This is a genomic window from Klebsiella sp. C349492, assembly GCF_042055345.1.
GTDB lineage: Bacteria > Pseudomonadota > Gammaproteobacteria > Enterobacterales > Enterobacteriaceae > Klebsiella > Klebsiella scottii.
This window is the reverse complement of sequence record NZ_JANQCE010000001.1, coordinates 394,450-418,864: the sequence shown is the minus strand read 5'-3', so window position 1 is coordinate 418,864 and position 24,415 is coordinate 394,450. Positions and strand designations below refer to the sequence as shown.

The following is a 24,415-nucleotide window of genomic DNA, read 5'->3' as shown; positions in this document are numbered from 1 at the left end:
AAAAAGCCTGCCGGTTTTGCAACCGACAGGCTTTTGTCTTATCAGGGGCCGTTACTTGCTGGTATCCAGCTCGTCAAAGCCTTTAACCAGATCGTCGATAGCCTTCATTTGCTTCAGGAACGGCTCCAGCTTATCCAGCGGCAGCGCGGACGGGCCGTCGCATTTCGCATGATCCGGGTCCGGGTGCGCTTCAATAAACAGACCCGCGATACCAACCGCCATACCCGCACGCGCCAGTTCAGCAACCTGCGCCCGACGGCCGCCGGAAGCGGCGCCAAACGGGTCACGGCACTGCAGCGCGTGGGTAACGTCAAAGATAACCGGCGAGTTGTTGGAGGCTTTTTTCATCACCCCAAAGCCCAGCATATCAACAACCAGGTTGTCGTAGCCGAAGTTAGCGCCGCGGTCGCACAGAATCACCTGGTCGTTGCCGCCTTCAATGAACTTGTCGACGATATTGCCCATCTGGCCCGGGCTCACGAACTGCGGTTTCTTAACGTTGATCACCGCCCCGGTTTTCGCCATCGCTTCAACCAGGTCAGTCTGGCGAGCGAGGAACGCCGGCAGCTGAATCACATCGACAACATCGGCCACGGCCTGCGCCTGGCTTGCTTCATGAACGTCAGTGATGATTTTCACGCCGAAAGCCTGCTTCAGCTCCTGGAAAATCTTCATCCCTTCTTCCAGACCCGGACCGCGATAGGAGTGGATGGAAGAACGGTTGGCTTTATCAAAAGAGGCTTTGAACACATAAGGAATGCCCAGCTTCTGCGTCACCGTCACGTAGTGTTCGCAGATACGCATCGCGAGATCGCGGGATTCCAGCACGTTCATCCCGCCGAACAGGACGAAAGGCAGGTCGTTTGCTACGTTGATATCACCAATGCTAACCACTTTTTGTTTCATAAGATCGCCTTATCAGGGTGTAACCGGAATCATTCCAGATAAATACGCGTCATACGTAAACGCCGCCTCAGCGCGGCGTATTCGCGTATATCGACTAATGCAATGTAATTTGTTTGTGCGAAATCGTGTTGATTTGCGCGCGGATCATTTCGCTGATCGGGTCTTCAGGGCACTGTTCGACGAAATAGTTCAGATCCAGCAGCGCAACGTGGTCGCACTCGAGCTGGGCGTAAATCAGCCCGCGGTCGCGGATCTCGTACGGGTCTTCCGGATTGAACTGCAGCAGCGCTTCGCTGGCGCGCAGGGCCAGCTCCATCTGCCGCTCTTCCATTAGCGCCGATTTTAAGGTGTCGAGCAGCTTGTGGATCACTTCCGCGTTATCCGCTTCATCAAGATCCTCATTGAACAGCTCGGCCACCGGGCTAATATTGCCCTTCAGCCACACTTCCAGCGTGTGCTCGTTCAGCGTTTCCCCGTTGAACGGGTTAATCAGCCACATCTCTTCGCTGGTTTCAGGGTCTGCGCGCAGCAGCATCTGCGTCGGGAAAATCACCGGCACCACCGGCAGAGACATGCGCTGGGCAATCCACAGCACGATCGCCCCCAGCGACGCGGCGCTCCCCTGACGGTTAATCAATACCTTATCAATCCACAGGGCATCGGACAGCCGGTAGACGCCGTGGGAGTCTCTGAAGCCCCATTCATGATAGAAAAGCTCCAGCAGCCGCTCCAGCTGACGCTCCTGATCCCACGAGGTCGCGATCTCTTCCTGCGCCAGGCTCAGCAGCCGCTCCAGCTCGTCCTGCACGTAACCTGTTGGAAAGTCGTCGCGGATCAATTCAGAAATGAGGACCATTCCATCGCACAGTGGCGCTTTATTAAATTCGAAATCAGCTAGTGACCTCATGACTTACCCCAGTAACGGTGTTCTTGTGATGGCGAGTTGTATGATGATGAACAACACCACCAAAGCCAGCAGGAAAGCGATAAACCTGCTCTGCTGGCTGCGCGGACGCCGACGGCCCAGCGCGATAAAACCCAATGCAATGTAAATAATAACGCCAAACAGCTTCTCAGTCAGCCATGTGCCGTCTTCAGTAAACGGCAGATAGTGCGTTATTGCCATTAATCCGGCGCCGCTAAGAAATAGTAGCGTGTCGCTACAGTGCGGGACGATACGTACCCAGCGCCGATTAAGCCACGGGCTGCCGCTGTAGCTCCACCAGTAGCGTAACGCGAACAGGCTGACCGACACGACCACCGCCGCGATATGCAGATACAGCACCGCGTTAAACAGATTCATACGCCAACCTTCTTATCCATAGCCGGGAAACGTCCTAACGTCAGGCGGTCGTTATCGCCGTAATCGCGGCAGGTCACAACATCAATATATCCCGCGTCGTGGAACAGCCCGCGCACCGCGGCGCCCTGCGTCCAGCCATGCTCCAGCAGCATTATGCCATCAGGCGTCAGGAAATGACGCCCCTGGCGAACGATGTGCGCCAGATCGGCCAGACCGTTATCGGCGGCGACAAGCGCCGTTTTCGGCTCGAAGCGAACGTCGCCTTGCGCAAGATGCGGGTCGGTTTCGTCGATATAGGGCGGGTTGCTGACGATGGCTTCAAACTGCTGGCCCGCCAGCGCGCTGAACCAGTTGCTCTGCAGCACCGTCACGTTGGTGATGCCGAGCTGAGCCACGTTGCGCGCGGCTAACGCGGCGGCGTCTGGCATAAAATCGACCGCCGTCACCCGGCAGTCAGGACGCTCGCTGGCTAACGCCAGCGCAATCGCGCCGGTGCCGGTACCTAAATCGAGGATCCGACACGGCGGCGCCGGTAGCCGCGCCAGCGCCTGCTCGACAAGACACTCGGTGTCCGGACGCGGGATCAGGGTCGCCGGTGACACCAGCAGCGGCAGCGACCAGAATTCGCGCTGCCCCACCAGATGCGCGATCGGCTCGCCGCGCTGACGGCGGCTCAGCAGCGCCTCCAGCTCGGCCAGCTGGTCGTCAGTGAGCGCCGTTTCGCCAAAGGCGAGGAGCCAGGTCCGCGCCCTGCCGGTCACGTGTCCCAGCAGGATCTCCGCGTCGCGGCGCGGGCTTTCGCTGTCGCTCAGTCGGGCAATCGCCTGCGCCAGCCACTGTTGAAAAATCATCATTCCTGCTCGGAAAGCGCTGCCAGCTGATCGGCCTGGTACTCCTGGACAATCGGCTCAATGAGCATATCCAGCTTACCTTCCATCGTTTCATCCAGGCGGTAGAGCGTCAGGTTGATGCGGTGGTCGGTCACGCGGCCCTGCGGGAAGTTATAGGTGCGGTTACGATCGCTACGATCGCCGCTGCCCAGCAGGTTACGTCGGGTAGACGCTTCCGCCTGCTGACGCTTGGCCACTTCCGCGGCGCGAATGCGCGAACCCAGCACCGACAGCGCTTTCGCTTTGTTCTTGTGCTGGGAGCGTTCGTCCTGGCACTCAACGACGATACCGGTCGGTAAGTGGGTAATACGAATAGCGGAATCGGTAGTGTTAACGTGCTGCCCGCCCGCCCCGGAGGAGCGGAAGGTGTCGATACGCAGATCGGCCGGGTTGATGTCCGGCATTTCGGCTTCCGGCAGCTCCGGCATCACCGCGACGGTACAGGCGGAAGTGTGGATACGCCCCTGGGATTCGGTCGCCGGTACGCGCTGTACGCGGTGGCCGCCGGACTCGAACTTCAGCCGGCCGTAGACGCCGTCGCCGCTGATTTTAGCAATCACTTCTTTATAGCCGCCGTGCTCGCCTTCGTTGGCGCTGAGGATCTCCACGCGCCAGCGGCGGGCTTCCGCATAGCGGCTGTACATGCGGAACAGATCCCCGGCAAACAGCGCCGCTTCGTCCCCGCCGGTACCGGCGCGGACTTCGACAAAGGCGTTACGCTCATCGTCCGGATCTTTCGGCAGCAGCAGAACCTGCAGCTGCTGCTCCATCTCTTCGCTCTTATCTTTGGCGTCGCGCAGCTCTTCCTGCGCCATTTCGCGCATCTCCGGATCGTCAAGCATCATCTGCGCGGTTTCAATATCATCCTGCACCTGGCGCCATTCGGTGTAACAGCGTGCAACGTCGCTCAGCTGCGCGTACTCGCGCGACAGCGCGCGGAACCGATCCTGATCGGCGATGGTCGCAGCATCCCCCAGCAGCGCCTGAACTTCCTCATGGCGTTCGTACAGAGCTTCCAGTTTGGCAACAATAGAAGGCTTCATAGGTGTGAATTAACCCTGTCCTGAAAAAAGAGAGAAATGGCGCTATTCCAGCCCGAGGCTGTTGCGCAGAATATGCAGACGTTCATCGTCCCCGTCACGGGCAGCCTGCTGAAGAGATTTGGTTGGCGCGTGGATCAGGCGGTTAGTCAGCTTACGCGCCAGGTCCTGCATGATTTCCTGGGCATCGCCGCCCTGCTCCAGCGCCGCCAGCGCTTTTAGCGTCAGCTCCTCGCGGACCTGTTCGGACTGGGAGCGATATTCGCGGATAGTCTCGCTCGCGCTCTGGGCGCGCAGCCAGGCCATAAATTCGCTGGTTTCCTGCTCGACGATCGATTCCGCCTGTACCGCGGCGGCTTTACGCTGCGCCAGGTTGTGCTGAATGATGTTTTGCAGGTCGTCCACGCTGTAGAGATAGGCGTTCGCCAGCTTGCCGACTTCGGGCTCGACGTCGCGGGGCACCGCGATATCGACCAGCAGCATCGGCTGATTGCGGCGCGCCTTCAGCGCACGTTCCACCATCCCTTTGCCAATTATCGGCAGCGGGCTGGCGGTGGAAGTGATAATAATATCGGCGTCTTTCAGCCGTTCATCGATGTCGCTCAAGGCGATAACCTCAGCGCCGACTTCATCAGCCAGCACCTGGGCGCGTTCACGGGTGCGGTTGGCAATGACCATTTTGCGTACGTGGTGCTCGCGCAGGTGGCGGGCCACCAGTTCGATGGTCTCCCCGGCGCCAACCAGCAGTACGGTAACGCTCGACAGCGATTCAAAGATTTGTCGCGCCAGCGTACAGGCGGCGAATGCGACGGAGACCGCGCTGGCGCCAATGTCCGTCTCGGTCCGCACGCGCTTAGCAACGGAGAATGACTTCTGGAACATCCGCTCCAGCTCGCTGACGTTGAGATGCCCGCGGCTGGAATCAGCAAAGGCTTTTTTAACCTGGCCGAGGATCTGCGGCTCGCCGAGCACCAGCGAATCCAGGCCGCTGGCGACGCGCATCAGATGGCTGACCGCATCGTTATCCTGGTGCCAGTAGAGGCTGTTTCGCAGATCGTCTTCATTAAGATGGTGGTAATCACACAGCCAGCGGATGAGCACTTCCTGCAGATTATCCTGCTCCTCAACGCTGAGATAGAGCTCCGTGCGGTTACAGGTCGACAGCACCACACCTCCCTGCACCATTGGCTGAGCCAGCAAGCTCTCCAGCGCCTCATCGAGCGTGTCCGGCGAAAACGTTACGCGTTCTCGCAGCGCTATCGGGGCTGTTTTGTGATTAATGCCAAGAGCTAAAAGGGTCATTGTGAGGGAGTAGTACCAGCGTTGCTAAGGTTAGTCTGAGCGCATCATACAGGATGCGCGGAATCAATAAAAGAGACGCTCCCCTTTTGGAGTAATAGCCAATGCGTAACAGCCACTAACGGTAATTTTTTGATTTCAGACAATTTGAACGTAGACGCTACCGCCGGGCAACGCTAGCATTAAAGGTTATTATTGTAACCCGCTACACAAATCGTGTGCGTATTCACTCTTCGCCGGATTTCACTGTAGACATCAAGGATTTGTCATCATTATGAATCGACTGCTCCGCCTGTTGCCCCTGGCAAGCCTGGTCCTGACCGCCTGTACGCTCAACGCCCCGAAAGGCCCCGGTAAAAGCCCGGACTCGCCGCAGTGGCGTCAGCACCAGCAGGATGTCCGCAATCTTAGCCAGTTCCAGACCCGCGGCGCCTTTGCTTATCTTTCAGACGAGCAAAAGGTTTACGCCCGTTTCTTCTGGCAGCAGACCGGTCAGGATCGCTACCGCCTGCTGCTGACCAACCCGCTGGGCAGCACCGAGCTGTCGCTCACCGCGCAGCCGGGTAGCGTGACGCTGATCGATAACAAGGGTCAGACCTACACCGCAACCGACGCGGAAGAGATGATTGGCCGTCTGACCGGAATGCCGATCCCGCTGAACAGCCTGCGTCAGTGGATCGTCGGCCTGCCGGGGGATGCGACCGACTACACCCTCGATCAGCAGTATCGTTTGAGCACCCTGAACTATACGCAAAACGGCAAAACCTGGCGCGTCACCTACGGCGGATATACCAGCGATACCACGCCATCGCTGCCGGCCAATATGGAGCTCAACAACGGCAGTCAGCGCATCAAGCTGAAAATGGATAACTGGATTGTGAAATGATGACCCGCTGGCCCTCTCCCGCGAAGCTGAACCTGTTTTTATATATTACCGGGCAGCGCGCCGACGGTTATCACCAGCTACAGACGCTGTTCCAGTTTCTCGATTATGGCGATACGTTAACCATTGAAGCGCGCGATGACGGCGAACTGCGCCTGCTGACGCCGGTGGACGGCGTGCCGAATGAAGAGAATTTGATTATTCGCGCCGCCAGGCTGCTGATGCAGGCGGCGGCAGAACGCGGGCGGCTGGCAGCCGGCAGCGGCGCCGATATCAGCATCGAGAAGCGCCTGCCGATGGGCGGCGGGCTGGGCGGCGGTTCGTCCAACGCCGCCACGGTGCTGGTGGCGCTGAATCAGCTTTGGGGCTGCGGGCTGTCTGAAGACCAGCTGGCAACGCTCGGGCTGCAGCTCGGCGCCGATGTGCCGGTTTTCGTCCGCGGTCATGCGGCCTTTGCCGAAGGCATCGGCGAAATTCTGACCCCGGTCGAACCGCAGGAAAAGTGGTACCTCGTCGCCCACCCTGGCGTCAGCATTCCTACTCCGATCATCTTTCGCGACCCCGAGCTACCACGAGATACCCCAATCAGGTCAATAAATACGTTGCTAAAATGTGAATTTCGCAACGATTGCGAGGTTATCGCAAGAAAACGTTTTCGCGAGGTTGATGCGGCGCTTTCCTGGCTGTTAGAATATGCGCCGTCGCGCCTGACTGGCACAGGAGCGTGTGTCTTTGCTGAATTTGACACCGAATCTGCCGCTCGTCAGGTGCTGGAGAAAGCCCCGGAATGGCTACAAGGCTTTGTTGCGCGAGGAGTTAACATCTCGCCGCTCAGGCTAGCCCTACTCTAAGTTGCTCCGTTTTAGCGTGAGCAACGATAAGTACGCCGGGCAAATTGAGTTACGGTGACAACGTCACCCTGTTCCAGACGTTGCATCGCTCTCTTTAAATACACCGCCTGGATGGAATGGCGCCGCCGCACAGTTTTTGGCCCTTTTCATCCACCACTGGACGCATGCCTGAGGTTCTTCTCGTGCCTGATATGAAGCTTTTTGCTGGTAACGCCACCCCGGAACTAGCACAACGTATTGCCAACCGCCTGTACACTTCTCTTGGCGACGCCGCTGTAGGTCGTTTTAGCGACGGCGAAGTCAGCGTACAAATCAATGAAAACGTACGCGGTGGTGATATTTTCATCATCCAGTCCACTTGTGCTCCCACCAACGACAACCTGATGGAACTGGTTGTTATGGTTGATGCCCTGCGTCGCGCTTCGGCGGGTCGTATCACCGCTGTTATTCCTTACTTCGGCTATGCTCGTCAGGACCGCCGCGTTCGTTCCGCCCGTGTGCCAATCACTGCTAAAGTGGTTGCGGACTTCCTGTCCAGCGTTGGCGTTGACCGCGTGCTGACCGTTGACCTGCACGCTGAACAGATCCAAGGCTTCTTCGACGTTCCGGTTGATAACGTATTCGGCAGCCCAATCCTGCTGGAAGATATGCTGCAGCTGAATCTGGATAACCCGATCGTGGTTTCTCCGGACATCGGCGGCGTCGTGCGCGCCCGCGCTATCGCCAAACTGCTGAACGATACCGATATGGCAATCATCGACAAACGTCGTCCGCGCGCTAACGTCTCCCAGGTGATGCATATCATCGGCGACGTGGCGGGCCGCGACTGCGTCATGGTTGACGACATGATCGATACCGGCGGCACGCTGTGCAAAGCGGCTGAAGCGCTGAAAGAACGTGGTGCTAAACGCGTCTTTGCTTACGCTACTCACCCGATTTTCTCCGGCAACGCTATCCAGAACATTAAAAACTCTGTGATTGATGAATTCGTCGTCTGCGATACCATCCCGCTGGCGCCAGAAATCAAAGCGCTGGAAAAAGTCCGCACCCTGACGCTTTCCGGTATGCTGGCAGAAGCGATTCGTCGTATCAGCAACGAAGAATCTATCTCTGCAATGTTCGAGCATTAATCGAGCACGGCCCAAAGAAACCCGCTGAGGCGGGTTTTTTTGTCTCTCAAACCAATTTGTATGACTATTGCCTCCTTCACCTGCCATTTAGTTGACAGATGATGCGCCCATGCCCATGGATGAAACATTATCGTGAACAGATTATTCTCCTCACACGTGATGCCTTTCCGCGCTCTCATCGACGCCTGCTGGAAAGAAAAATATACCGCTTCGCGCTTCACCCGCGACCTGATTGCCGGGATAACGGTGGGGATTATTGCCATTCCGCTGGCAATGGCTCTGGCAATTGGCAGCGGCGTAGCGCCGCAGTACGGACTCTATACCTCCGCCGTCGCCGGGATCATCATTGCGCTGACCGGCGGCTCGCGCTTTAGCGTTTCCGGCCCGACCGCCGCCTTTGTGGTGATCCTCTACCCGGTATCGCAGCAGTTTGGCCTCGCCGGGCTGCTGGTCGCGACGCTGATGTCCGGTATTTTTTTAATTCTCTTCGGCCTGGCACGCTTCGGGCGGCTGATTGAATATATCCCGCTCTCGGTGACCCTCGGGTTTACCTCAGGTATCGGGATTACTATCGGTACCATGCAGATTAAGGACTTCCTTGGCCTGCAGATGGCGCACGTGCCGGAGCACTATTTGCAGAAAGTCTCCGCGCTGATTATGGCGCTGCCGACGATCAACGTTGGCGACGCCGCGATTGGCATCGTGACGCTTGCAATCCTCATCATCTGGCCGCGCCTTGGGATCCGCCTGCCGGGTCATCTTCCCGCGCTGCTGGCGGGCTGTGCGGTGATGGCGGTTGTCACCCTGTTGGGCGGCCACGTCGCTACCATCGGCTCCCAGTTCCACTACACGCTCGCCGACGGCAGCCAGGGAAGCGGCATTCCACAGCTGCTGCCGCAGCTGGTGCTGCCCTGGGATATGCCGGGCTCTGATTTCACCCTCAGCTGGGCTTCGCTGCAGGCGCTGCTGCCGGCGGCATTCTCAATGGCGATGCTCGGCGCTATTGAATCGCTGCTGTGCGCGGTGGTGCTGGATGGTATGACCGGTACCAAGCATAAGGCTAACAGCGAGCTGATTGGTCAGGGTCTGGGCAATATCGTCGCGCCTTTCTTCGGCGGCATTACCGCGACCGCGGCGATTGCCCGCTCGGCGGCAAACGTGCGCGCCGGGGCGACCTCACCGATCTCCGCGGTGATCCATGCGCTGCTGGTGATCATGGCGCTGCTGATCCTTGCCCCGCTGCTCTCCTGGCTGCCGCTTTCGGCGATGGCGGCGCTGCTGCTGATGGTGGCGTGGAATATGAGCGAAGCGCACAAGGTGGTGAATTTGCTGCGCTACGCGCCAAAAGACGACATCGTGGTCATGCTGATGTGCATGTCGCTGACGGTGCTGTTTGATATGGTCATCGCGATTAGCGTCGGTATCGTGCTGGCTTCGCTGCTGTTTATGCGCCGTATCGCCCGCATGACGCGCCTGGCCCCGGTCAACGTAGACGTGCCCGACGACGTGCTGGTGCTGCGGGTTATCGGCCCGCTGTTCTTCGCCGCCGCCGAGGGGCTGTTTAACGATCTGGAAACGCGGATTGAGGGTAAGCGGATCGTGGTGCTGAAATGGGATGCGGTGCCGGTGCTGGACGCCGGCGGCCTGGATGCCTTCCAGCGCTTCGTGAAAAAGCTGCCGGAAGGCTGCGAGCTGCGGGTGTCTAATCTGGAGTTTCAGCCGCTGCGTACCCTGGCGCGCGCCGGAGTCCAGCCCATTGCCGGACGCCTGAGCTTCTACCCCGATCGCAACGCCGCGCTGGCGGATATTTAACTAGCGGGATGCGGGCGTTCGCGCCTGCATCATCACGCCTATCGCCTGCTGGAGCCAGCCGAGCACCGGCGGCGTCATCCACGTCCCCTTCATCAGATGCGGTTCGCGCTCCATCGCGTGGCGAAACTTTTGCTGGGTCTGCGGGCTGGTGCCGGCATACGACTGGAACAGCGCCAGCCACTGCCGCGCAAGATTTTGCCCCGCCTCGGATGCCGGATCGGTCTGCTCAGCGCAGGCCTGATGCAGCGCCGATACCAGCCCCGGCCACTCCATCAGCCGATCGAAGTAGTGCTCACGGGTAAACGCCAGCTCGTCGGCGTTCAGATAGCGCGCCCAAATCGCCAGCTTACTTTGCGCAAAGGCGTGGGTAATGTAGTCCACGACCTCGGGCGTGATCCCGGTTTGCGCGCGCATTTGCGGTTCCGCAACGTGCATCTCATTGAGGCGGGTGAGAAACTCCGGCCGCCCGGCGGTGTCAAGCTCCAGGCGCTCCATCCAGCGGGTAGCCAGCGCCATCGCCGACGGCGAATCAGGCGGGCAGTTCTCCTGCATCAGCTGCCGCGCTTCAATGACCAGCGCCTGCCAGATTTGATTGCGCTGTTCATCCTGTTCTGCGAACGGCAGCGTCTGTAGCTCCTGCGGACTAAACCAACGATCGTACATTTTCATAAGCTCCAGGGTTTGTAGCCAGGACTCCAGATCGGGTTCATGCCCGCTACCCAGCTCATCGCGGAGCAGCGCCAGCCTTTCGCGCAGCGTTGAAATAGTGCGCAGCTGCGTATCAAGGGTGGCAATTTGCCGCACCAGCAAACCGGATAACGAAAGCGAACCGCGATCGAGATGCTCCTTAATAGCGGCGAGTTCCAGCCCGGCCTGTGCCAGCGCCTTAATCATATGCAGCCGCTGAACGGCCGCCAGATCGTACAGCCGATAACCCGCCGCGCTTCTGGCCGAAGGCGTCAGCAGCCCGGTTTGTTCATAGTGATGCAGCGTACGGACGGTCATTCCGGCGCGTTTCGCCAGTTCCCCCACCTGAATTAACATGACTGCTCCTTTTGTCTGCCAGTGGCGCTACTCTGCAGCCTGACGTTACGTCAGGGTCAAGCGCATATTTATCAACTGGGGCAACAATATCAGCGGGACGGGCGTTGCGGGAGTAAAATAAGCGGGAGTAACATAGTCAGCCAGCCGGTTAGATCGCGGCTGGCGGCAGTGCGGATAAGTTCACAAAATTGCACCCGCCTGGCGACAGGTGCAGGCAACGGACTGACTTAGCTGTGGCGATGCTGGTCACGACGGCAGCGTTTGTCGTAGTGACGCACCCACCAGTATCTGTCGCCGACCTGTTCATGACCGCCGACGCGCGCGCCGGCAAGCCAAAGAACGGCACCGACGAAGATGCTTAGAATTGCGCCGTGCGCGAAAAACTGCGGCAGGTCAAGCTGCGGAAGCTGGTTTAAAATGGAGTAGCCGACGCCAACAACCATGACGACCAACCCTAAACCCATCAGTATATTACCGAGTAACGAAGCGTTTCTGCGTTTCATATGTCACCTCCGGAACTTTGGGTTATCTGAGAGTACCCTCAGAACTTATAGGTCTAGTATAGACAACGGGCAGAAGAGTGATTGCGTTGGCGATCACATTAGCGAACATCAAACCAACAAAAGTTTACAAATAACTTACTGAACAACATCAAATTCTAATGGTTCACCGGCGAAATTATCGTGGCAATAGCGCTGCGCTGGCAGAATTTTGTCAAGCGCGCTCGCAGACAGTACACTACGCGCCAGAGAACGACCCATGCAGGATATAAAAGTGACGATAAAACTGATTGTCGGCCTGGCTAACCCCGGTGCGGAATACGCGGCAACACGCCATAACGCGGGCGCCTGGTATGTAGACCTCCTGGCCGACCGCCACCGCGCCCCGCTGCGCGAAGAGAGCAAATTCTACGGCTACACCTCGCGGATTAACTTTGCCGGCGAGGATGTCCGTCTGCTGGTGCCGACCACCTTTATGAACCTCAGCGGTAAAGCCGTGGCGGCGATGGCCACCTTTTACCGGATTAATCCCGATGAGATCCTGGTTGCGCATGATGAGCTGGATTTACCGCCCGGCGTGGCGAAATTTAAGCTCGGCGGCGGCCACGGCGGGCATAACGGCCTGAAGGATATCATCAGCAAACTGGGCAATAACCCGAACTTTCATCGCTTACGCGTCGGAATCGGCCATCCGGGCGATAAAAACAAAGTTGTCGGCTTTGTATTAGGTAAACCGCCGCTTAGCGAGCAGAAACTGATTGATGAGGCCGTTGATGAAGCCGCGCGCTGCACGGAAGTCTGGCTGAAAGAAGGCCTGACCAAAGCGACCAACCGTTTACACGCATTTAAAGCGCAATAACCGGCCGACGTGCGGAATTTTTGCCGCACACCGTGTATAATAGGCGAAGCTATTTACTTTTCTACAATCTGTTCAATGTAACAGGTTGATTATCCAAAGATTAAGGTGATTTAAATCATGGGATTCAAATGCGGTATCGTCGGTTTGCCCAACGTCGGCAAATCCACCCTGTTCAATGCGCTCACCAAAGCGGGTATTGAAGCGGCCAACTTCCCCTTCTGTACTATTGAGCCGAACACCGGTGTCGTACCGATGCCCGATCCGCGTCTGGATAAGCTGGCCGAAATCGTTAAACCACAGCGCATCCTGCCGACTACCATGGAATTCGTCGACATCGCGGGCCTGGTAAAAGGCGCATCCAAGGGCGAAGGCCTGGGTAACCAGTTCCTGACCAACATTCGCGAAACCGAAGCTATCGGCCACGTTGTTCGCTGCTTTGAAAACGACAACATCATCCACGTGAACAACAAAGTGGACCCGGCTGACGATATCGACGTTATCAACACCGAGCTGGCGCTGTCCGATCTTGATACCTGCGAACGCGCAATTCATCGCGTACAGAAGAAGGCAAAAGGCGGCGATAAAGACGCGAAAGCTGAACTGGTCGCGCTGGAAAAATGTCTGCCGCAGCTCGAAAACGCCGGCATGCTGCGCGCGCTGGCGCTGACGGACGAAGATAAAGCCGCCATCAAATACCTGAGCTTCCTGACCCTGAAGCCAACCATGTACATCGCTAACGTCAACGAAGACGGCTTCGAGAACAACCCGTATCTCGATAAAGTCCGCGAAATCGCTGCCGCCGAAGGCTCAGTGGTGGTTGCCGTCTGCGCCGCCGTTGAATCCGATATTGCGGAACTTGACGACGCTGACCGCGATGAGTTTATGGCCGAACTGGGCCTGGAAGAGCCGGGCCTGAACCGCGTTATCCGCGCAGGCTACGAGCTGCTGAACCTGCAAACCTACTTCACCGCCGGCGTTAAAGAAGTCCGCGCGTGGACGATCCCTGTCGGCGCGACCGCGCCGCAGGCGGCGGGTAAAATTCACACCGATTTCGAAAAAGGCTTTATCCGCGCTCAGACTATCGCCTATGAAGACTTTATCGCTTACAAAGGCGAACAAGGCGCGAAAGAAGCCGGTAAGATGCGCGCCGAAGGCAAAGACTACATCGTTAAAGATGGCGACGTAATGAACTTCCTGTTCAACGTCTAAGAGTTGCCGTTGGCTCATGGGGCTTCACGGAATCTCATGACAGCCGGAAGACAGCATAAAAAAACCACGCAACTGCGTGGTTTTTTGTATCTGACGCTGCCGCAGCGCGAAAAAATGCCCTTAGGCGCTTTTTCACATGACTATTCAGCGCGGTTGCAGTGCAAACAAACTGCCCGGCCAGGAGTGCTATTCCCGGTTGGTTAGCGCCGAGTATCGGGTGATGAGCTGCTGTAAGTGCTGCTCCACCTGAAGCTTCTGCGCCTGCGGGATCATCCCTGGCTCTTGCCGCTCAGACATCTGACGGAGCTGCTCCTCCACCGGCACGGATTTATTAAATGCCTGAATGGCGGCAAACACCTGTGATTTCAGCTCGCTGACGGTCATGTATTTCCCCTTCTGTCCATCCAGGGCGTTGAGCTGTTCGCTCAGGCTCTGGAGCTTGCGCATGCCCTGATGCCAGCCTGCGAGCGAATCATCCGGAGTCCCGTTCAGGGCAAGCTTTTGCTGCCACTGAGTACCCAACTGTTCAGCCCCGGAAAGCCCCGGCCACAGCGCGTGAGCCTGGTTTATCAGATCCTGACCATAGCGGAGATGCCAGTCAGGCGGGAGGGCAGAAAGCGCCTCTAACCTCAGCGAGGCATCCTTCAACCAGCCGGCGGCTGAGCCAGAAGATCTGAACGTCTCGCCTGCCGCCGCGCCGGGCAGCCAGGGTAGCGGCTGCTTGCGGCTGTCGGGCTGTTGACCCGCTTGATCCGAGCGAGCCAGGGAGTGCCCGCCGATAAAGACTGCGGCACTCAACGCAAAGGCCGTCAGCATCCCGCAGGCGAATAGGCCGACCCGCTTTGGCGCAGGCGCCGTTTTGTGGATCCTGTTAACGGCGGCGGCGGAAGCTGGCGGGATTGCATTCGGCCGCCGGGGCTCTGGTTGTGATTCGTTCAATCCGATCGGCGGAACCTGCGTAGCAGGAAGAGTAATGGCTGTAGCGGATAGTTGCGGCTCTGGCGCATTTTCCACGCGCGTCAGCGCGCTGCACACCTGCTGCACCAGCGGCTCTATCTGGCTTATCTGCAGCAGTTCCTGGCGGGCAAGGATGCTGCTCAGGAAATCAAGCGTCGACTCCAGCTGCAGGAGCTGATGATAATCCTCATGGCTCAGGGTAAAGGTGCGGAACACTTTCTGCAGCCGCTGAAACAGCCCGGAGAGAATTTCTGCCCGCGGGTGGCTGGCCCGTGGCCAGTATTGCGCCCACTGGCGGCTGAGCATCGTGGCAACGATCTTCAGACCTTCGTTCATGCCTTCCACGCGCGCCAGATGGCTGCGCGCCAGGGTGTACCAGGCCCCTGTCTGCAGCTCAATCCCATTTTTATCAAACAGCGCCAGCGACAATTTCTCCACCCGCTCCCAGTGAATATCAGGCCTGGCGGGATGCGTCTGCTTGCTCATTTCATCGCGAAGGGCGATGAAGTCAGGAAACGGGCGCGGATCGCCGCCCGTGCGAATATCTCGGGGTTCTGTGCTTTTCATAATGGATTCATCCGTGGATTGGCAGGCAGAGATTGGCGATTCACTCCGGGAGCTGGCAGTCACTCGTCCCGAGGAAGATATCGTGCCGGCCTGCCCGGCATCCCTACATGCGGGGATTTCTGTCGAAATAATGCTGTTGCTTTAGGTGGCGAATTAATATCCGGCCCTCGGGCATAAACTCGGTGCCATAGCGCACCAGGCCCACCCCTTTCAGCTCAGCATCGATCGCATAACGCAGCTCTCCGGGGACCTCCTGCTCAAGGAGAATAACGCTAATGCTTTTCAGCCGCGGTTCATATTTGAGCAGAACGGCCGACAGCGTCCCCATAAGCTCATGGGCGGAGCCAGGCATACCCTGCAGGATTTTAGTCATATCCGGCAGACCGTAGTCCGGCAAATGCGCCAGCGTGCCGGCACGGCAGTTAAGAATGCGCTGCATGTTGTCCAGCACTGACAGAATCGCCTGGTTCTGCTCGCTGACGTGGTTGAGATCGAGGCCGCCGGCGAAGTTGCCGTAGAGAATTTCATACAGCGAGGGGGTATTGTGTCCCTGTGACATTAATCATCCTTAACGGGCTGTAGCGTCAGATGATTATTTCCGGCTTCCAGAATTCGCGGTTTGTCGGGATCGAGGTCTTCACGTTCGATGACCAGCTTCCAGGTGTTATTCACCATATCCGGATGACGGAACAGCCCGGCAACGGCCACAAACTGCGCATCGGCTTCCATTGGCATATCGAGATTCGCATCGCCGCCCGGCTTCACAACTACATCACGCGTGGCCAGCAAATCAGCGTTCAGCTGGGTATCGTCATCTCTCAGCAGCTGCTGATATACCGTCTTGTCGAAGGTTTTGCGTTCTTTCAGCTGATACACTCTGACTACCACTGGCTCGGATAGCGAATTGCTCTCACGTGCATCGGTATTCAGCGCCTCGCGCGCCACAAAATCGAGATGCAGGACTTTAATTTTCTTGTAAAAAAAGGAGCTAAAGACCGATTTAGTACCATCAGTGACGCTCTGCGTCACCCCACATCCCATCAGGCTAAACGCCAGCAGCGGCAGCAGCCGGCATGCGATTTTAGTCGAACTTATACGTAACACATCGGTTTCCTTGTTGTGGTGTGGCGGGGTGCATGCCGCTGTAATTACCCAGTTCCGTCGTAAAGGTCTGCGGGATATCGTCCAGAAACACTTCATCTTCAGCTCCCAGCACGCCATTCATGCCGAGCCAGAACTTGCCTTCACCGAGCGGCGGGACGACCAACAAGCGAGTCAGCGTGGTCAGGGTGATTTTTGCCTTAAAGCGCCAGCCCAGATAGACCCGCAGCATCACCAGAAAATCCTGATACAGCAGGCCATCCGGCTTCCAGCCCTGCGCTTCATGCAGGTTGTCCGTTGAAAGCGCAATCAGCAGCTGGCTGCTGGCATCCATCACTTCATCACCAAGCGGCACGTTGCCATCCAGCAAAAAATCCTTCTCGCCGTAAAAGCCCATAGGCTGACTGACTTCCACCGGCCGCAGACAGTACGGTCTAAGCAGCACCGTTGTCTCAGGTGCCAGCAGACTCACCAGCGCCTGCATCCCCTCCTGGGTTTTCCCAGGCTGACGCAACACGCCGAGCAGAGCCAAAAAGCGCGACACCGGGGTAGCAATATGCTCTGCGGTACCGGGGATACCCAGTCCCACCAGACCCAGCAGCGACTGTGAAATGTTGTCGCTCCCACCGGGCTCGAACGTGACCGGCCAGGAGTACTTCCGCCAGATGCGGTAAAACTGCGTCAGGATGCGGTGGCTGAAGATATCCAGAAAGCCCTGCAGCGCGCCATGCCCCTCCCGGCGCTGGGCGATGTCATCGAGATAAGCGGTCGGCAGCGGTGAGTCGACGCCGTACATCCCCATAAAGTTGGTACGGATCACCGGTGGTTTACTGTCATCGTCTTCGTCGTATTCGACGGCTTTCAGTTCGCTGACCGGAAACCCCATCCCCGGATGAGGGGCAAAGCGCACCGGATCGTCAGCGGGATGACTGGTTGAGCCCATCAGCGGTTTACCCGGATGAAGCTTTTCCAGCAGCTGGCAGAAACGGTAAAAGTTAATACGCTGAAGGTCGGCCTCCAGCCGTGGGGTCAGCCGGGAATACGGCGGTTGTGCTTCTCTTCCCATTCCAGGCGTTCTCCGGTCGGTTGCAGAATGATAATCAGGCGGTTAAACAGATAGATGTCGGTATAAAGCGCGAAGAAGCGGCTCAACATCTCGCCAAACAGGCAAATATCCCCTCTTCCGGCAAAGCCATGAGCGTCGAGCGTCACTTCTATCTGCACACCGCGCACCAGGTAGCCCTGTTCAAAGCGATCGGTTTCGCTGTGTTTCACGTTGATAATCGCTTCCAGACGGCGGCGGTTCATCTCGCTGTCTGTCCACTCATACAGCGCCAGGGTACCGCGCAGCACTTCGGCATTATCCATCATTGAGAGGAAACCGCTGCCGAGGTGGCTTAGCACGCGCCAGTGAAAGCGATCCTGCGCCGGCGGATAGCACGGCAGCGTCGGAGCACAGAGATTGCGTACGGCGATACTGACCGAGGTGGTTTTCATCACCGTATCGAGCACGGTGCTTTGCAGAGCCCGACGAGGCAGCTGACCGTTGGTGCCGGTGAGCGTCAGAGACAGGCTTTCATCTACAGGCACGGTGTGATTATCAAACGCTTCGCCACCGAGTATCAGCCAGGTGTTATGTATCCCGGACGGCCCCCGACGCACGCGGGTGTGATAGTAATATTCCGGGGCCTCATGACGCATCATCCCGCCCTTGTGACGAAAGCTCGAGAACGGCACATAAGTATGCTGGCTTGATGACATGACCGAATCCACGGCGTAAATCTCGGTATGACCATCCTGTACCCGCATCGGGCGCAGCATGTATTCCATCTGCAGCGAGTTGAGCGTCAGCGGATCGGATTCCAGCGGAAACAGATTAATCACCGGCACGCAGTTCAGGCGCAGATGCTTTTCGGTAAAACTGAAGTCATGCTCCCAGCGTTCCGCCAGCACCACGTCGATTTCAAACCAGGGGAGCTCAGGCGGAAATGCCACGGTATCCAGCCCGCGCAGGTCGGTGAACATGAATTTCTCGCGGAAGGTAAAGTACTCCAGCAGCAGCTGGTAACCGCTGAAACTGCTGCTGCCCTTCGGCCACAGGGTATCGCTATCGCCAAACCCGAGCGCGGTGAAATACCCGTCCAGCGGTTTTCTTTCCACATCACCGGGCATCCGCAGCCACATCCTGGCTGCATTCATGGTGAAGACTTCATGCATGGCGCAGGCCAGCGGAGCGTCGGCATTGAAATAGAACGGAATATGGTGCAGGTCGATACGGCTCCAGTCCGCCAGCTTGCTGCAGTCAAAGCGCAGTGTGACAACCGAGCGGCCATCAGAATCGGTCGCCAGGCTGGCGCGATCCAGCGAGAGGGGCTGAAGGTCTATCGCTTTCGTAGTGGAATAACGACAGCGCGTCCCCTTCTCACCGATCGGCCGGGAATGCACCTCAAAGCCTTTGTCGATACGCATCTGCTCCTTCATTTCGCGCCAGTCCGGCGTGAACTCCACCACCGACATCGATGGGATGGTACGCAGATAGTGCGGCCACAGCAGGCTGACCAGCCCTTCGGTCAATTCTGGCAGGTCGTCATCGAGCTTCTCGCGCAATCGGCCCATCAGGAAGGCAAAGCCTTCAAACAGGCGTTCCACGAACGGATCGCGCGCGCCCGCTTTATCCAGATTGAGCATTGCCGCCTGCTCCGGATGAGCACGGGCAAACTCTTCCCCGGCTTCCAGCAGATAGCGCATTTCGGCGTCATAATAACGCAGGGTTAAGTCGTCCATAGATTCGTCTTAATTAATGTTTATTTACTGGGGAGCGGAGAATAATTCCTGAATCGGCACCTGGAATCTAATAACTTCGTATTTACCGATTCATTGAAATTATTTCCAACACTACATTGATATAAAATAATATTGATACCTGAATAATTTCACCCTCTTTAAACGCAACCCACCGGGTGCATTTTCAACGGCCTTACCATTCAACACGTTATGTATTTAAACCGACACGAAACATGCACTATGCGTTGAAGAAAGGAGGGAGGAAGTTCTGCCATGTTAGTCCGTTCCTTCTGGTAAGAGGGTCAGTTGCAAAGCACCGCAGCCCGTGCAGGATCCAGAGAGATCAGCCCGGACAACAGAGCGTCCATTTCAGGCTGCAGCCGCGTTTTGTCGGCTTCACTGCGTCCGGCCTTACTTCGCAACAGTTTTAGCCTCCGGGCTTTAACTTCAAACGCCAACTCAGGCGCCCACTGTTCAAGAGTGAGCCCCCTGGCGCTGCCGTCGAGCTCACCCAACAGATGCAGGGCCATTTCGTTTTTCCCATACTGTTCACTTACCCGGGCCATCAACAGGCGCATCAGCCACTGGTTCCGGGAGGTGGTATAGCCCGGCTGAGCCTGCAGCCAGTTGAGCGCGGCTTCAATTCCGTCCTCGTCTGCTTTCGCCAGCACTTCTGGCTCCAGAGTCAGCACATCATGGCTGCCAGCGGTAACGGCTGATATCGACTCATCTTTCCATCCGGGTATGTCATCCAGTACGCTTTCGTTTATCCAGCTCAGGGTCACTTCATCAGCGAAAGATGTGCCGTCGCTGAAAGCCAGAACTTCCAGCCCCGGGAGACGGGTCAGCAAACCCTTAAGGTCACGGCAGATAATGTCTGCACGCACGCTGTCGTTATCCAGCTTCATCAGCGCCTGACAGGTATACCACTGCACATCCAGCCACAGGTGATTGACGCCCTGCGCCAGTAAAGTGTCCGTATGCTCGAGCAGTTCAACCCAGCTTTTCTGAAGATACAGGCGTTTGAGGTGCGCTTTATTATCTGGCTTCGGTGGTTCCAGACGGGTGCGCCCGGAAGCATCCAGAGGCGGGAGCTCCATCAGCGTATCCCAACGCACACTTTTTAGCAGATGGTGTCCGGCCAGCCAGCCTCCCGGCCGATCGCGAAGATATTTCGCCAGCACTTTGGTCTGATCGAGCAAATCTCGTCCCGACGTGACGGCGTTCATCACCGGCGCTGACGGGGCAATCGCGCCCTCTTCCCGGCTGGTTTGTGGCACCAGACTATTGGCACCGCCGTTCTGTACCAGTCGGTTATCCAGGGCCTGATACAGCCTCCCAAGATCCGGGCGGGCATCTTCATCAAACTTCTGCAAAGACCGTTCAGACAGCAACAGAGCCGCGCCAATGCGCTGCATGATAGCCATATCAACCTCAGGATACAGCGACAGGCTATTTGTCACGCGACTGCTGCCCAGCCATTCCAGGGCAGCTTTACGGCTGCGATCGCGAAGAGGATGCAGCCGGCGGCCAAACCGCTCCAGCATCGAGGCCATCAGCTCAAGTCCCTGCGAAAACCCAGGCTCACCATCCTGATGCAGGCGCGCCCAAACGTAAAAGGTGATAACGCGTAAATCCTTACTGACGCCGGTCAGCAGCCTTTCCGCCAGTTGGCAAATCAGGCCGGTATCAACGCCGGAAAGCTTGTTGACCTCTTCGCGGATGCGCTGAAAATCATCGTCGTATCCAGGATCCTCTCCGGTTGGCTCATTGTCGCTAATCGGCTTCAGCCAGCGCTCCCAGTCAGCACTGCGCGACCGGGCAAGGCTCAGGAGCGTCTTTTCATCGACGTGAAGTACATTTTGTAATGTCGTCATTATTCCATTCCATCCATGGCTGCATTATTCGAATCAGCCAGAACCAGAGAGGTTGCAGAGGCATCCACGCTGAATATCTGCTCTGGCAGGCTGAAGTTGCGTAACGCCAGCAGCGCCAGCGGGCCATTACCCAGCTGGGAGCGCAGTACCCATTGCAGGGTGCGTCCGTCCGGGGTGGTAAAACTCATCATCCACTGACTGCCGTCGAGCCGCTGACGTTTGCCCTGATCCAGCCAGCGAATAAAGCCCCAGCTGCCGCTATAATCACCGAACAGACGCGCTCCGGCGCTGGTAGAGGTCCACGTCAGCATGGTTCCGGGTTTGAAGGTGTCCCCTGGCCAGCGGAAAGAGTGCCAGTCGGCCATCTGGTTGAAGTAGTGCAATTTCTGCCCGTCAATGGTCAGCCGGGTTTCCACCACCTGAGATGCGGGTCGTGCCTGCATTTCAAAACTTATTCCCTGACTACCGTCGGTAAACAGAATGTCTGACAGCTGGCTAAGCTGGTTGACCGCCCGCAGAAACGCCGGATTGAACGTCAGCCCCTGGCCGTTTACCGTATCCGGCACCCACTGGCTGCCCTCTTTATGCAGCACCCCGTTAAGTTCAGTGGTCAGGAACCGGTCAATACGTCCGCTGTCCTTGCGGATAAATTCAGCCAGCATCGGCAGCGAGGCATCGCTTTTGCTGACCGCAAACGGGAAGCGACCATCAAAGGCCGTATGCCAGTTCGCCACAACAGAGCGACTCCAGCGGTCGTTAAGGCTGGCGGCTGAGGGCTGCAGGACCGTTTCCCATGCCTGGGTCAGCGGTTGTACAAACATCGTGCTGCCAAATCCGCTCCACTCCTCGCCGAGGCTTGCGGACATCAGGCTGCCGTACTGCTGGGTGTCAGTCAGGTCCACGCTTTTGCCCTGGAAAACCGTCTGCGCCAGGGTCTGCATCATCTCCTGCGGATCGGTAGCGCTCGCCACCTGTTGCAGGCGTAAACGCACTCGGGTAATTCGCGTGAGATAAGTTTGCAGGCTCAGGGTGCTGTCGGCAGACATCACATTGCCGCCCTTGCTTTTGCCCATCAGCGTCAGCAGCGGGCCAAAGGTTTCATCCAGTGGTCCCTGTGGACCTGACGCTGACTGGTCAATTATGGGCTTGTCTTTCCCGCTCATCAGGTCTTTCGCGGATTTGATGATAGAGTCCGAAAGGCCTTCGCTCCGTTCTCCGGTTTGCCCCTGCCAGGCGATTGTGTTCATCAGGGCAATCAGCGGTGACTGGCGCACATCACTCATCAGCGTCAGCTGGTCGGTGACGTCGGCAATGCTGTTGGCAGGATTCCAGTGGAGACTGTTGAAGAAGTTCAGCCAGCTGCTGGCAAAGTCGGTGAAATAGCGCCGGGTCAGACGCGCTTTCAGCGCTTCCGGCGACAGGTCGGCCGAGACTGTCTTGCGGGAATCGCTCAGCACCCAGTCGATTTCATCGCGACGGGAACTGGCCGCCCTCTCGATGGCCTGCTGAATGCCCCCTTCCCATGCCTGACGGGTGAACATCCCCGGCACCACTTCATCAGTGGTAAACAGGCGACGGGCATCGGTACCGCTGGTCATGTCTTCCAGAGAAACATCGGCAAAATTACGACGCACCGATTTGAGCATGTTTTCATACAGCGTGCTTTCGGCGTTGCGCCGTCCAATCCGCTGCAACAGCACCTGACGGCTCTGGCCGATCAGCTGCGCATTCGGCGTGATTTTCCACTGTGGCTGCTGTGGCAGTTCAGTTATGTAGAATGCCCACAGATCCGGGGACAGGCTCTGCCACAGGCCGGTGGAGATGCCTGTCCGGGTCGGCTGCACGGCTTTCATGGTCTGCGCATAGAACGCGCCATCGGCTTTATCCGGGCGGGCCATCATCAGCCAGGCTTTAAGCTGGTTATAGCCCGGTTTCGCCAGCTGGGCACGCTGGTCGCTGCCAGGCGACGAGTTCACCAACGCGCTGAGTTTCTGCGTCAGGGCAGCATTAGCCGGATCGCGTATCAGGCGATTATTTACCACGCCATACCACGGCAGCATCGCGTCGAGAAGCGGCTGGTTATGGTCCAGACCAAAGCGCTGATACCAGGGCGCTCCCTCCCGGACATGGTGCAGCAGGCGACCGGTGTCATTACGCAAGGTATGCAGAGCCGTCAGCTGATAATCCGATATGGAGGGGTGTTCCACCAGGGCGTGCGCTTTATCGGCCACAGAAGAAATCTGTTGCCAGTTAAGCGCAAAGGAGAGCAGCAGCCCGATTCCCCACACGCCAATGACAGCCATGACGGCCCAGGCCAGCGTCCGCTCCCATGCCATACCGACACGACGGCCACGCACGCGGGTACAGTCATCCACAATGCCCTGCCAGGTTAACGGCAGGGTCAGCGCATGGCGCTGTGACTCAGGGATAAATGTCTCAGCACCGGCTGTTTCCTCTGACGTATCGACAGGTTTATACCCTGGCAGACTGAACATCAGGCCATGCAGCGGAACGCGTTGCTGGGAGGCGGCCAGCCATGGCAGCAGTTGCTGAGCCCAGCGAGCGATGCCACCATCTTTAAGGTACTGGCCCAGGCGCAGCAGGAAGTCGTGACTGTTGTTTTCCGCGATCTGGCTCACTCCCTGCGTTCGCAGGGACGACAGCATCAGCTTGAGCTGACGGGCAATATCATCAGCTTTTGCACGCAGCGGGAACATTGCCCCGACCGCCTGCTCAGTGCGCGTTGTCTGCGCCCATTTGCTGTCACACAACTGCCACAGCCAGACAGGTGCTGAGTAATGCAGCAATTCACTGATTTTTTCCAGCCCGCGAAGGTCGCTGTCACTGATTTGCGGGGTCAGGTTAAGCAACTGAGGCATGACCCGGACAATCCCGTCCAGAGGACGACCCCGGCGCAGTTTACGCAGCGCGGTGTATTTTTCCTTATCGGGCTCAGCAGTCAGACTGCCACCGTAAATAAGAACGGTACGGTTGCCTTCAAGCCACTGGTTTTCCTGCAGGCCTGGAACCAGCAGTTCGATTGCCGCCTCATCGCCGGTGACCAGCAGCAGACGAACCTTGCGCCGCCAGAACGACGAGTAACGTCTTCTGAGATATTTGCTTAGTGCAGTAAAATCATAATGATCCGGCGATTTTTCTTGAGCGTGATTATTTTCGCCATCAGGCGTAACGGGAGAAGGATTTTGCTGCCTGAACAACGTAAAAAAGACCATGGTGCACAGCGCGGCAGTGAGAGTGATAAAACCAGACAGCACATACCAGAAATTATCGTCACTATTGTCAGAGGGCAACTGCGTTGTCTGTGCAAGAACAAAGAGCACCATCAGCAGAACTGCCACAATGAGTAATCCAGCTCCCAGGGGCTTTGAAACCTTTTTCATAC

21 protein-coding genes are annotated in these 24,415 nt (G+C 57.5%); 6 read left to right on the top strand and 15 right to left on the bottom strand.

Annotation, left to right across the window (positions count from 1 at the left end; translation table 11 throughout):
• Nucleotides 1–51: 51 nt before the first annotated feature.
• From kdsA to hemA, 6 genes are all read right to left on the bottom strand, one after another.
• Nucleotides 52–906, bottom strand: a complete 855-nt coding sequence (gene kdsA / locus NWP14_RS02095) for a 3-deoxy-8-phosphooctulonate synthase (RefSeq protein ID WP_095101974.1) — start codon at nt 904–906, stop codon at nt 52–54.
• Nucleotides 907–1,000: 94 nt separating this feature from the next.
• Nucleotides 1,001–1,813, bottom strand: a complete 813-nt coding sequence (gene sirB1 / locus NWP14_RS02090) for an invasion regulator SirB1 (protein WP_045858970.1) — start codon at nt 1,811–1,813, stop codon at nt 1,001–1,003.
• 3 nt (nt 1,814–1,816) lie between these two features.
• Complete coding sequence (sirB2, locus tag NWP14_RS02085) at nt 1,817–2,209, bottom strand: invasion regulator SirB2 (RefSeq protein WP_095101972.1); 393 nt, start codon at nt 2,207–2,209, stop codon at nt 1,817–1,819.
• Nucleotides 2,206–3,060 carry a peptide chain release factor N(5)-glutamine methyltransferase gene (gene prmC / locus NWP14_RS02080; protein WP_331834469.1) on the bottom strand — a complete coding sequence of 285 codons (855 nt, stop codon included), beginning with the start codon at nt 3,058–3,060 and terminating at the stop codon, nt 2,206–2,208. Before prmC ends, sirB2 begins: the two co-directional genes overlap by 4 nt.
• Nucleotides 3,060–4,142, bottom strand: a complete 1,083-nt coding sequence (gene prfA, locus NWP14_RS02075) for a peptide chain release factor 1 (RefSeq protein ID WP_045858977.1) — start codon at nt 4,140–4,142, stop codon at nt 3,060–3,062. Before prfA ends, prmC begins: the two co-directional genes overlap by 1 nt.
• A 42-nt stretch (nt 4,143–4,184) precedes the next feature.
• The gene (hemA, locus tag NWP14_RS02070; RefSeq protein ID WP_095101968.1) at nt 4,185–5,441 is read right to left on the bottom strand and encodes a glutamyl-tRNA reductase; all 1,257 of its coding nucleotides are present in this window, start codon (nt 5,439–5,441) and stop codon (nt 4,185–4,187) included.
• Nucleotides 5,442–5,712: 271 nt separating this feature from the next.
• Here hemA and lolB point away from each other — a divergent pair, with 271 nt between their 5' ends.
• The 4 genes from lolB (at nt 5,713) to dauA (ending at nt 10,114) form a co-directional block, all read left to right on the top strand.
• Nucleotides 5,713–6,324, top strand: a complete 612-nt coding sequence (lolB, locus tag NWP14_RS02065) for a lipoprotein insertase outer membrane protein LolB (protein WP_095101965.1) — start codon at nt 5,713–5,715, stop codon at nt 6,322–6,324.
• Nucleotides 6,324–7,172: a 4-(cytidine 5'-diphospho)-2-C-methyl-D-erythritol kinase gene (gene ispE / locus NWP14_RS02060; protein WP_189339889.1), complete on the top strand. Its 849-nt coding sequence runs from the start codon at nt 6,324–6,326 to the stop codon at nt 7,170–7,172. Before lolB ends, ispE begins: the two co-directional genes overlap by 1 nt.
• A 182-nt stretch (nt 7,173–7,354) precedes the next feature.
• Nucleotides 7,355–8,302 (top strand): ribose-phosphate diphosphokinase, encoded by a 948-nt coding sequence (gene prs / locus NWP14_RS02055; RefSeq protein WP_004863536.1) that lies wholly within the window; start codon nt 7,355–7,357, stop codon nt 8,300–8,302.
• A 132-nt stretch (nt 8,303–8,434) separates the two neighbouring features.
• Nucleotides 8,435–10,114, top strand: coding sequence for a C4-dicarboxylic acid transporter DauA (gene dauA, locus NWP14_RS02050; protein WP_095101961.1), 1,680 nt, complete (start codon nt 8,435–8,437; stop codon nt 10,112–10,114).
• On the opposite strand, the gene NWP14_RS02045 is transcribed toward dauA, so the two are convergent.
• Both NWP14_RS02045 and ychH read right to left on the bottom strand, forming a co-directional pair.
• The gene (locus NWP14_RS02045) at nt 10,115–11,158 is read right to left on the bottom strand and encodes a MerR family transcriptional regulator (protein ID WP_375214697.1); all 1,044 of its coding nucleotides are present in this window, start codon (nt 11,156–11,158) and stop codon (nt 10,115–10,117) included. It abuts the gene before it with no gap.
• 227 nt (nt 11,159–11,385) lie between these two features.
• Entirely contained in the window at nt 11,386–11,661 is a 276-nt protein-coding gene (gene ychH / locus NWP14_RS02040) for a stress-induced protein YchH (RefSeq protein ID WP_346431313.1), read from the bottom strand.
• Nucleotides 11,662–11,932: 271 nt separating this feature from the next.
• Between ychH and pth the strand changes: the two genes are divergently transcribed.
• Together pth and ychF are read left to right on the top strand one after the other, a co-directional pair.
• Entirely contained in the window at nt 11,933–12,517 is a 585-nt protein-coding gene (gene pth, locus NWP14_RS02035; protein ID WP_041147674.1) for an aminoacyl-tRNA hydrolase, read from the top strand.
• A 117-nt stretch (nt 12,518–12,634) separates the two neighbouring features.
• Nucleotides 12,635–13,726 (top strand): redox-regulated ATPase YchF, encoded by a 1,092-nt coding sequence (gene ychF, locus NWP14_RS02030; RefSeq protein ID WP_095101955.1) that lies wholly within the window; start codon nt 12,635–12,637, stop codon nt 13,724–13,726.
• 186 nt (nt 13,727–13,912) lie between these two features.
• Here ychF and NWP14_RS02025 read toward each other — a convergent pair whose 3' ends face one another.
• The 7 genes from NWP14_RS02025 to NWP14_RS01995 all read right to left on the bottom strand — a co-directional run bounded on the left by NWP14_RS02025 (nt 13,913) and on the right by NWP14_RS01995 (nt 24,413).
• Complete coding sequence (locus NWP14_RS02025; protein WP_375214696.1) at nt 13,913–15,250, bottom strand: VasL domain-containing protein; 1,338 nt, start codon at nt 15,248–15,250, stop codon at nt 13,913–13,915.
• Between the two features lie 103 nt (nt 15,251–15,353).
• Nucleotides 15,354–15,809 (bottom strand): type VI secretion system baseplate subunit TssE, encoded by a 456-nt coding sequence (gene tssE, locus NWP14_RS02020; RefSeq protein WP_375214695.1) that lies wholly within the window; start codon nt 15,807–15,809, stop codon nt 15,354–15,356.
• Nucleotides 15,809–16,354 carry a type VI secretion system lipoprotein TssJ gene (tssJ, locus tag NWP14_RS02015; protein ID WP_375214694.1) on the bottom strand — a complete coding sequence of 182 codons (546 nt, stop codon included), beginning with the start codon at nt 16,352–16,354 and terminating at the stop codon, nt 15,809–15,811. The genes tssE and tssJ overlap by 1 nt, the downstream gene beginning before the upstream one ends.
• A complete protein-coding gene (gene tssG / locus NWP14_RS02010; protein ID WP_375214693.1) occupies nt 16,332–17,417 on the bottom strand; it encodes a type VI secretion system baseplate subunit TssG in 1,086 nt (361 codons plus the stop codon). Before tssG ends, tssJ begins: the two co-directional genes overlap by 23 nt.
• Entirely contained in the window at nt 17,381–19,135 is a 1,755-nt protein-coding gene (gene tssF / locus NWP14_RS02005) for a type VI secretion system baseplate subunit TssF (protein WP_375214692.1), read from the bottom strand. The genes tssG and tssF overlap by 37 nt, the downstream gene beginning before the upstream one ends.
• Nucleotides 19,136–19,437: 302 nt before the next feature.
• The gene (tssA, locus tag NWP14_RS02000; protein WP_375214691.1) at nt 19,438–21,012 is read right to left on the bottom strand and encodes a type VI secretion system protein TssA; all 1,575 of its coding nucleotides are present in this window, start codon (nt 21,010–21,012) and stop codon (nt 19,438–19,440) included.
• Complete coding sequence (locus NWP14_RS01995) at nt 21,012–24,413, bottom strand: ImcF-related family protein (RefSeq protein ID WP_375214690.1); 3,402 nt, start codon at nt 24,411–24,413, stop codon at nt 21,012–21,014. Before NWP14_RS01995 ends, tssA begins: the two co-directional genes overlap by 1 nt.
• Between the last annotated feature and the right edge of the window lie 2 nt (nt 24,414–24,415).

Bases quoted from the DNA above. Each gene is read 5' to 3' on its own strand.
- tssA (WP_375214691.1), bottom strand. From the start codon at position 21,012: ATGACGACATTACAAAATGTACTTCACGTCGATGAAAAGACGCTCCTG.
- tssE (WP_375214695.1), bottom strand. From the start codon at position 15,809: ATGTCACAGGGACACAATACCCCCTCGCTGTATGAAATTCTCTACGGC.
- NWP14_RS02045 (WP_375214697.1), bottom strand. From the start codon at position 11,158: ATGTTAATTCAGGTGGGGGAACTGGCGAAACGCGCCGGAATGACCGTC.
- NWP14_RS01995 (WP_375214690.1), bottom strand. From the start codon at position 24,413: ATGAAAAAGGTTTCAAAGCCCCTGGGAGCTGGATTACTCATTGTGGCA.
- sirB2 (WP_095101972.1), bottom strand. From the start codon at position 2,209: ATGAATCTGTTTAACGCGGTGCTGTATCTGCATATCGCGGCGGTGGTC.
- tssG (WP_375214693.1), bottom strand. From the start codon at position 17,417: ATGGGAAGAGAAGCACAACCGCCGTATTCCCGGCTGACCCCACGGCTG.
- ychH (WP_346431313.1), bottom strand. From the start codon at position 11,661: ATGAAACGCAGAAACGCTTCGTTACTCGGTAATATACTGATGGGTTTA.
- sirB1 (WP_045858970.1), bottom strand. From the start codon at position 1,813: ATGAGGTCACTAGCTGATTTCGAATTTAATAAAGCGCCACTGTGCGAT.
- tssF (WP_375214692.1), bottom strand. From the start codon at position 19,135: ATGGACGACTTAACCCTGCGTTATTATGACGCCGAAATGCGCTATCTG.
- NWP14_RS02025 (WP_375214696.1), bottom strand. From the start codon at position 15,250: ATGAAAAGCACAGAACCCCGAGATATTCGCACGGGCGGCGATCCGCGC.
- prmC (WP_331834469.1), bottom strand. From the start codon at position 3,060: ATGATTTTTCAACAGTGGCTGGCGCAGGCGATTGCCCGACTGAGCGAC.
- lolB (WP_095101965.1), top strand. From the start codon at position 5,713: ATGAATCGACTGCTCCGCCTGTTGCCCCTGGCAAGCCTGGTCCTGACC.
- hemA (WP_095101968.1), bottom strand. From the start codon at position 5,441: ATGACCCTTTTAGCTCTTGGCATTAATCACAAAACAGCCCCGATAGCG.
- prfA (WP_045858977.1), bottom strand. From the start codon at position 4,142: ATGAAGCCTTCTATTGTTGCCAAACTGGAAGCTCTGTACGAACGCCAT.
- kdsA (WP_095101974.1), bottom strand. From the start codon at position 906: ATGAAACAAAAAGTGGTTAGCATTGGTGATATCAACGTAGCAAACGAC.
- ispE (WP_189339889.1), top strand. From the start codon at position 6,324: ATGACCCGCTGGCCCTCTCCCGCGAAGCTGAACCTGTTTTTATATATT.
- ychF (WP_095101955.1), top strand. From the start codon at position 12,635: ATGGGATTCAAATGCGGTATCGTCGGTTTGCCCAACGTCGGCAAATCC.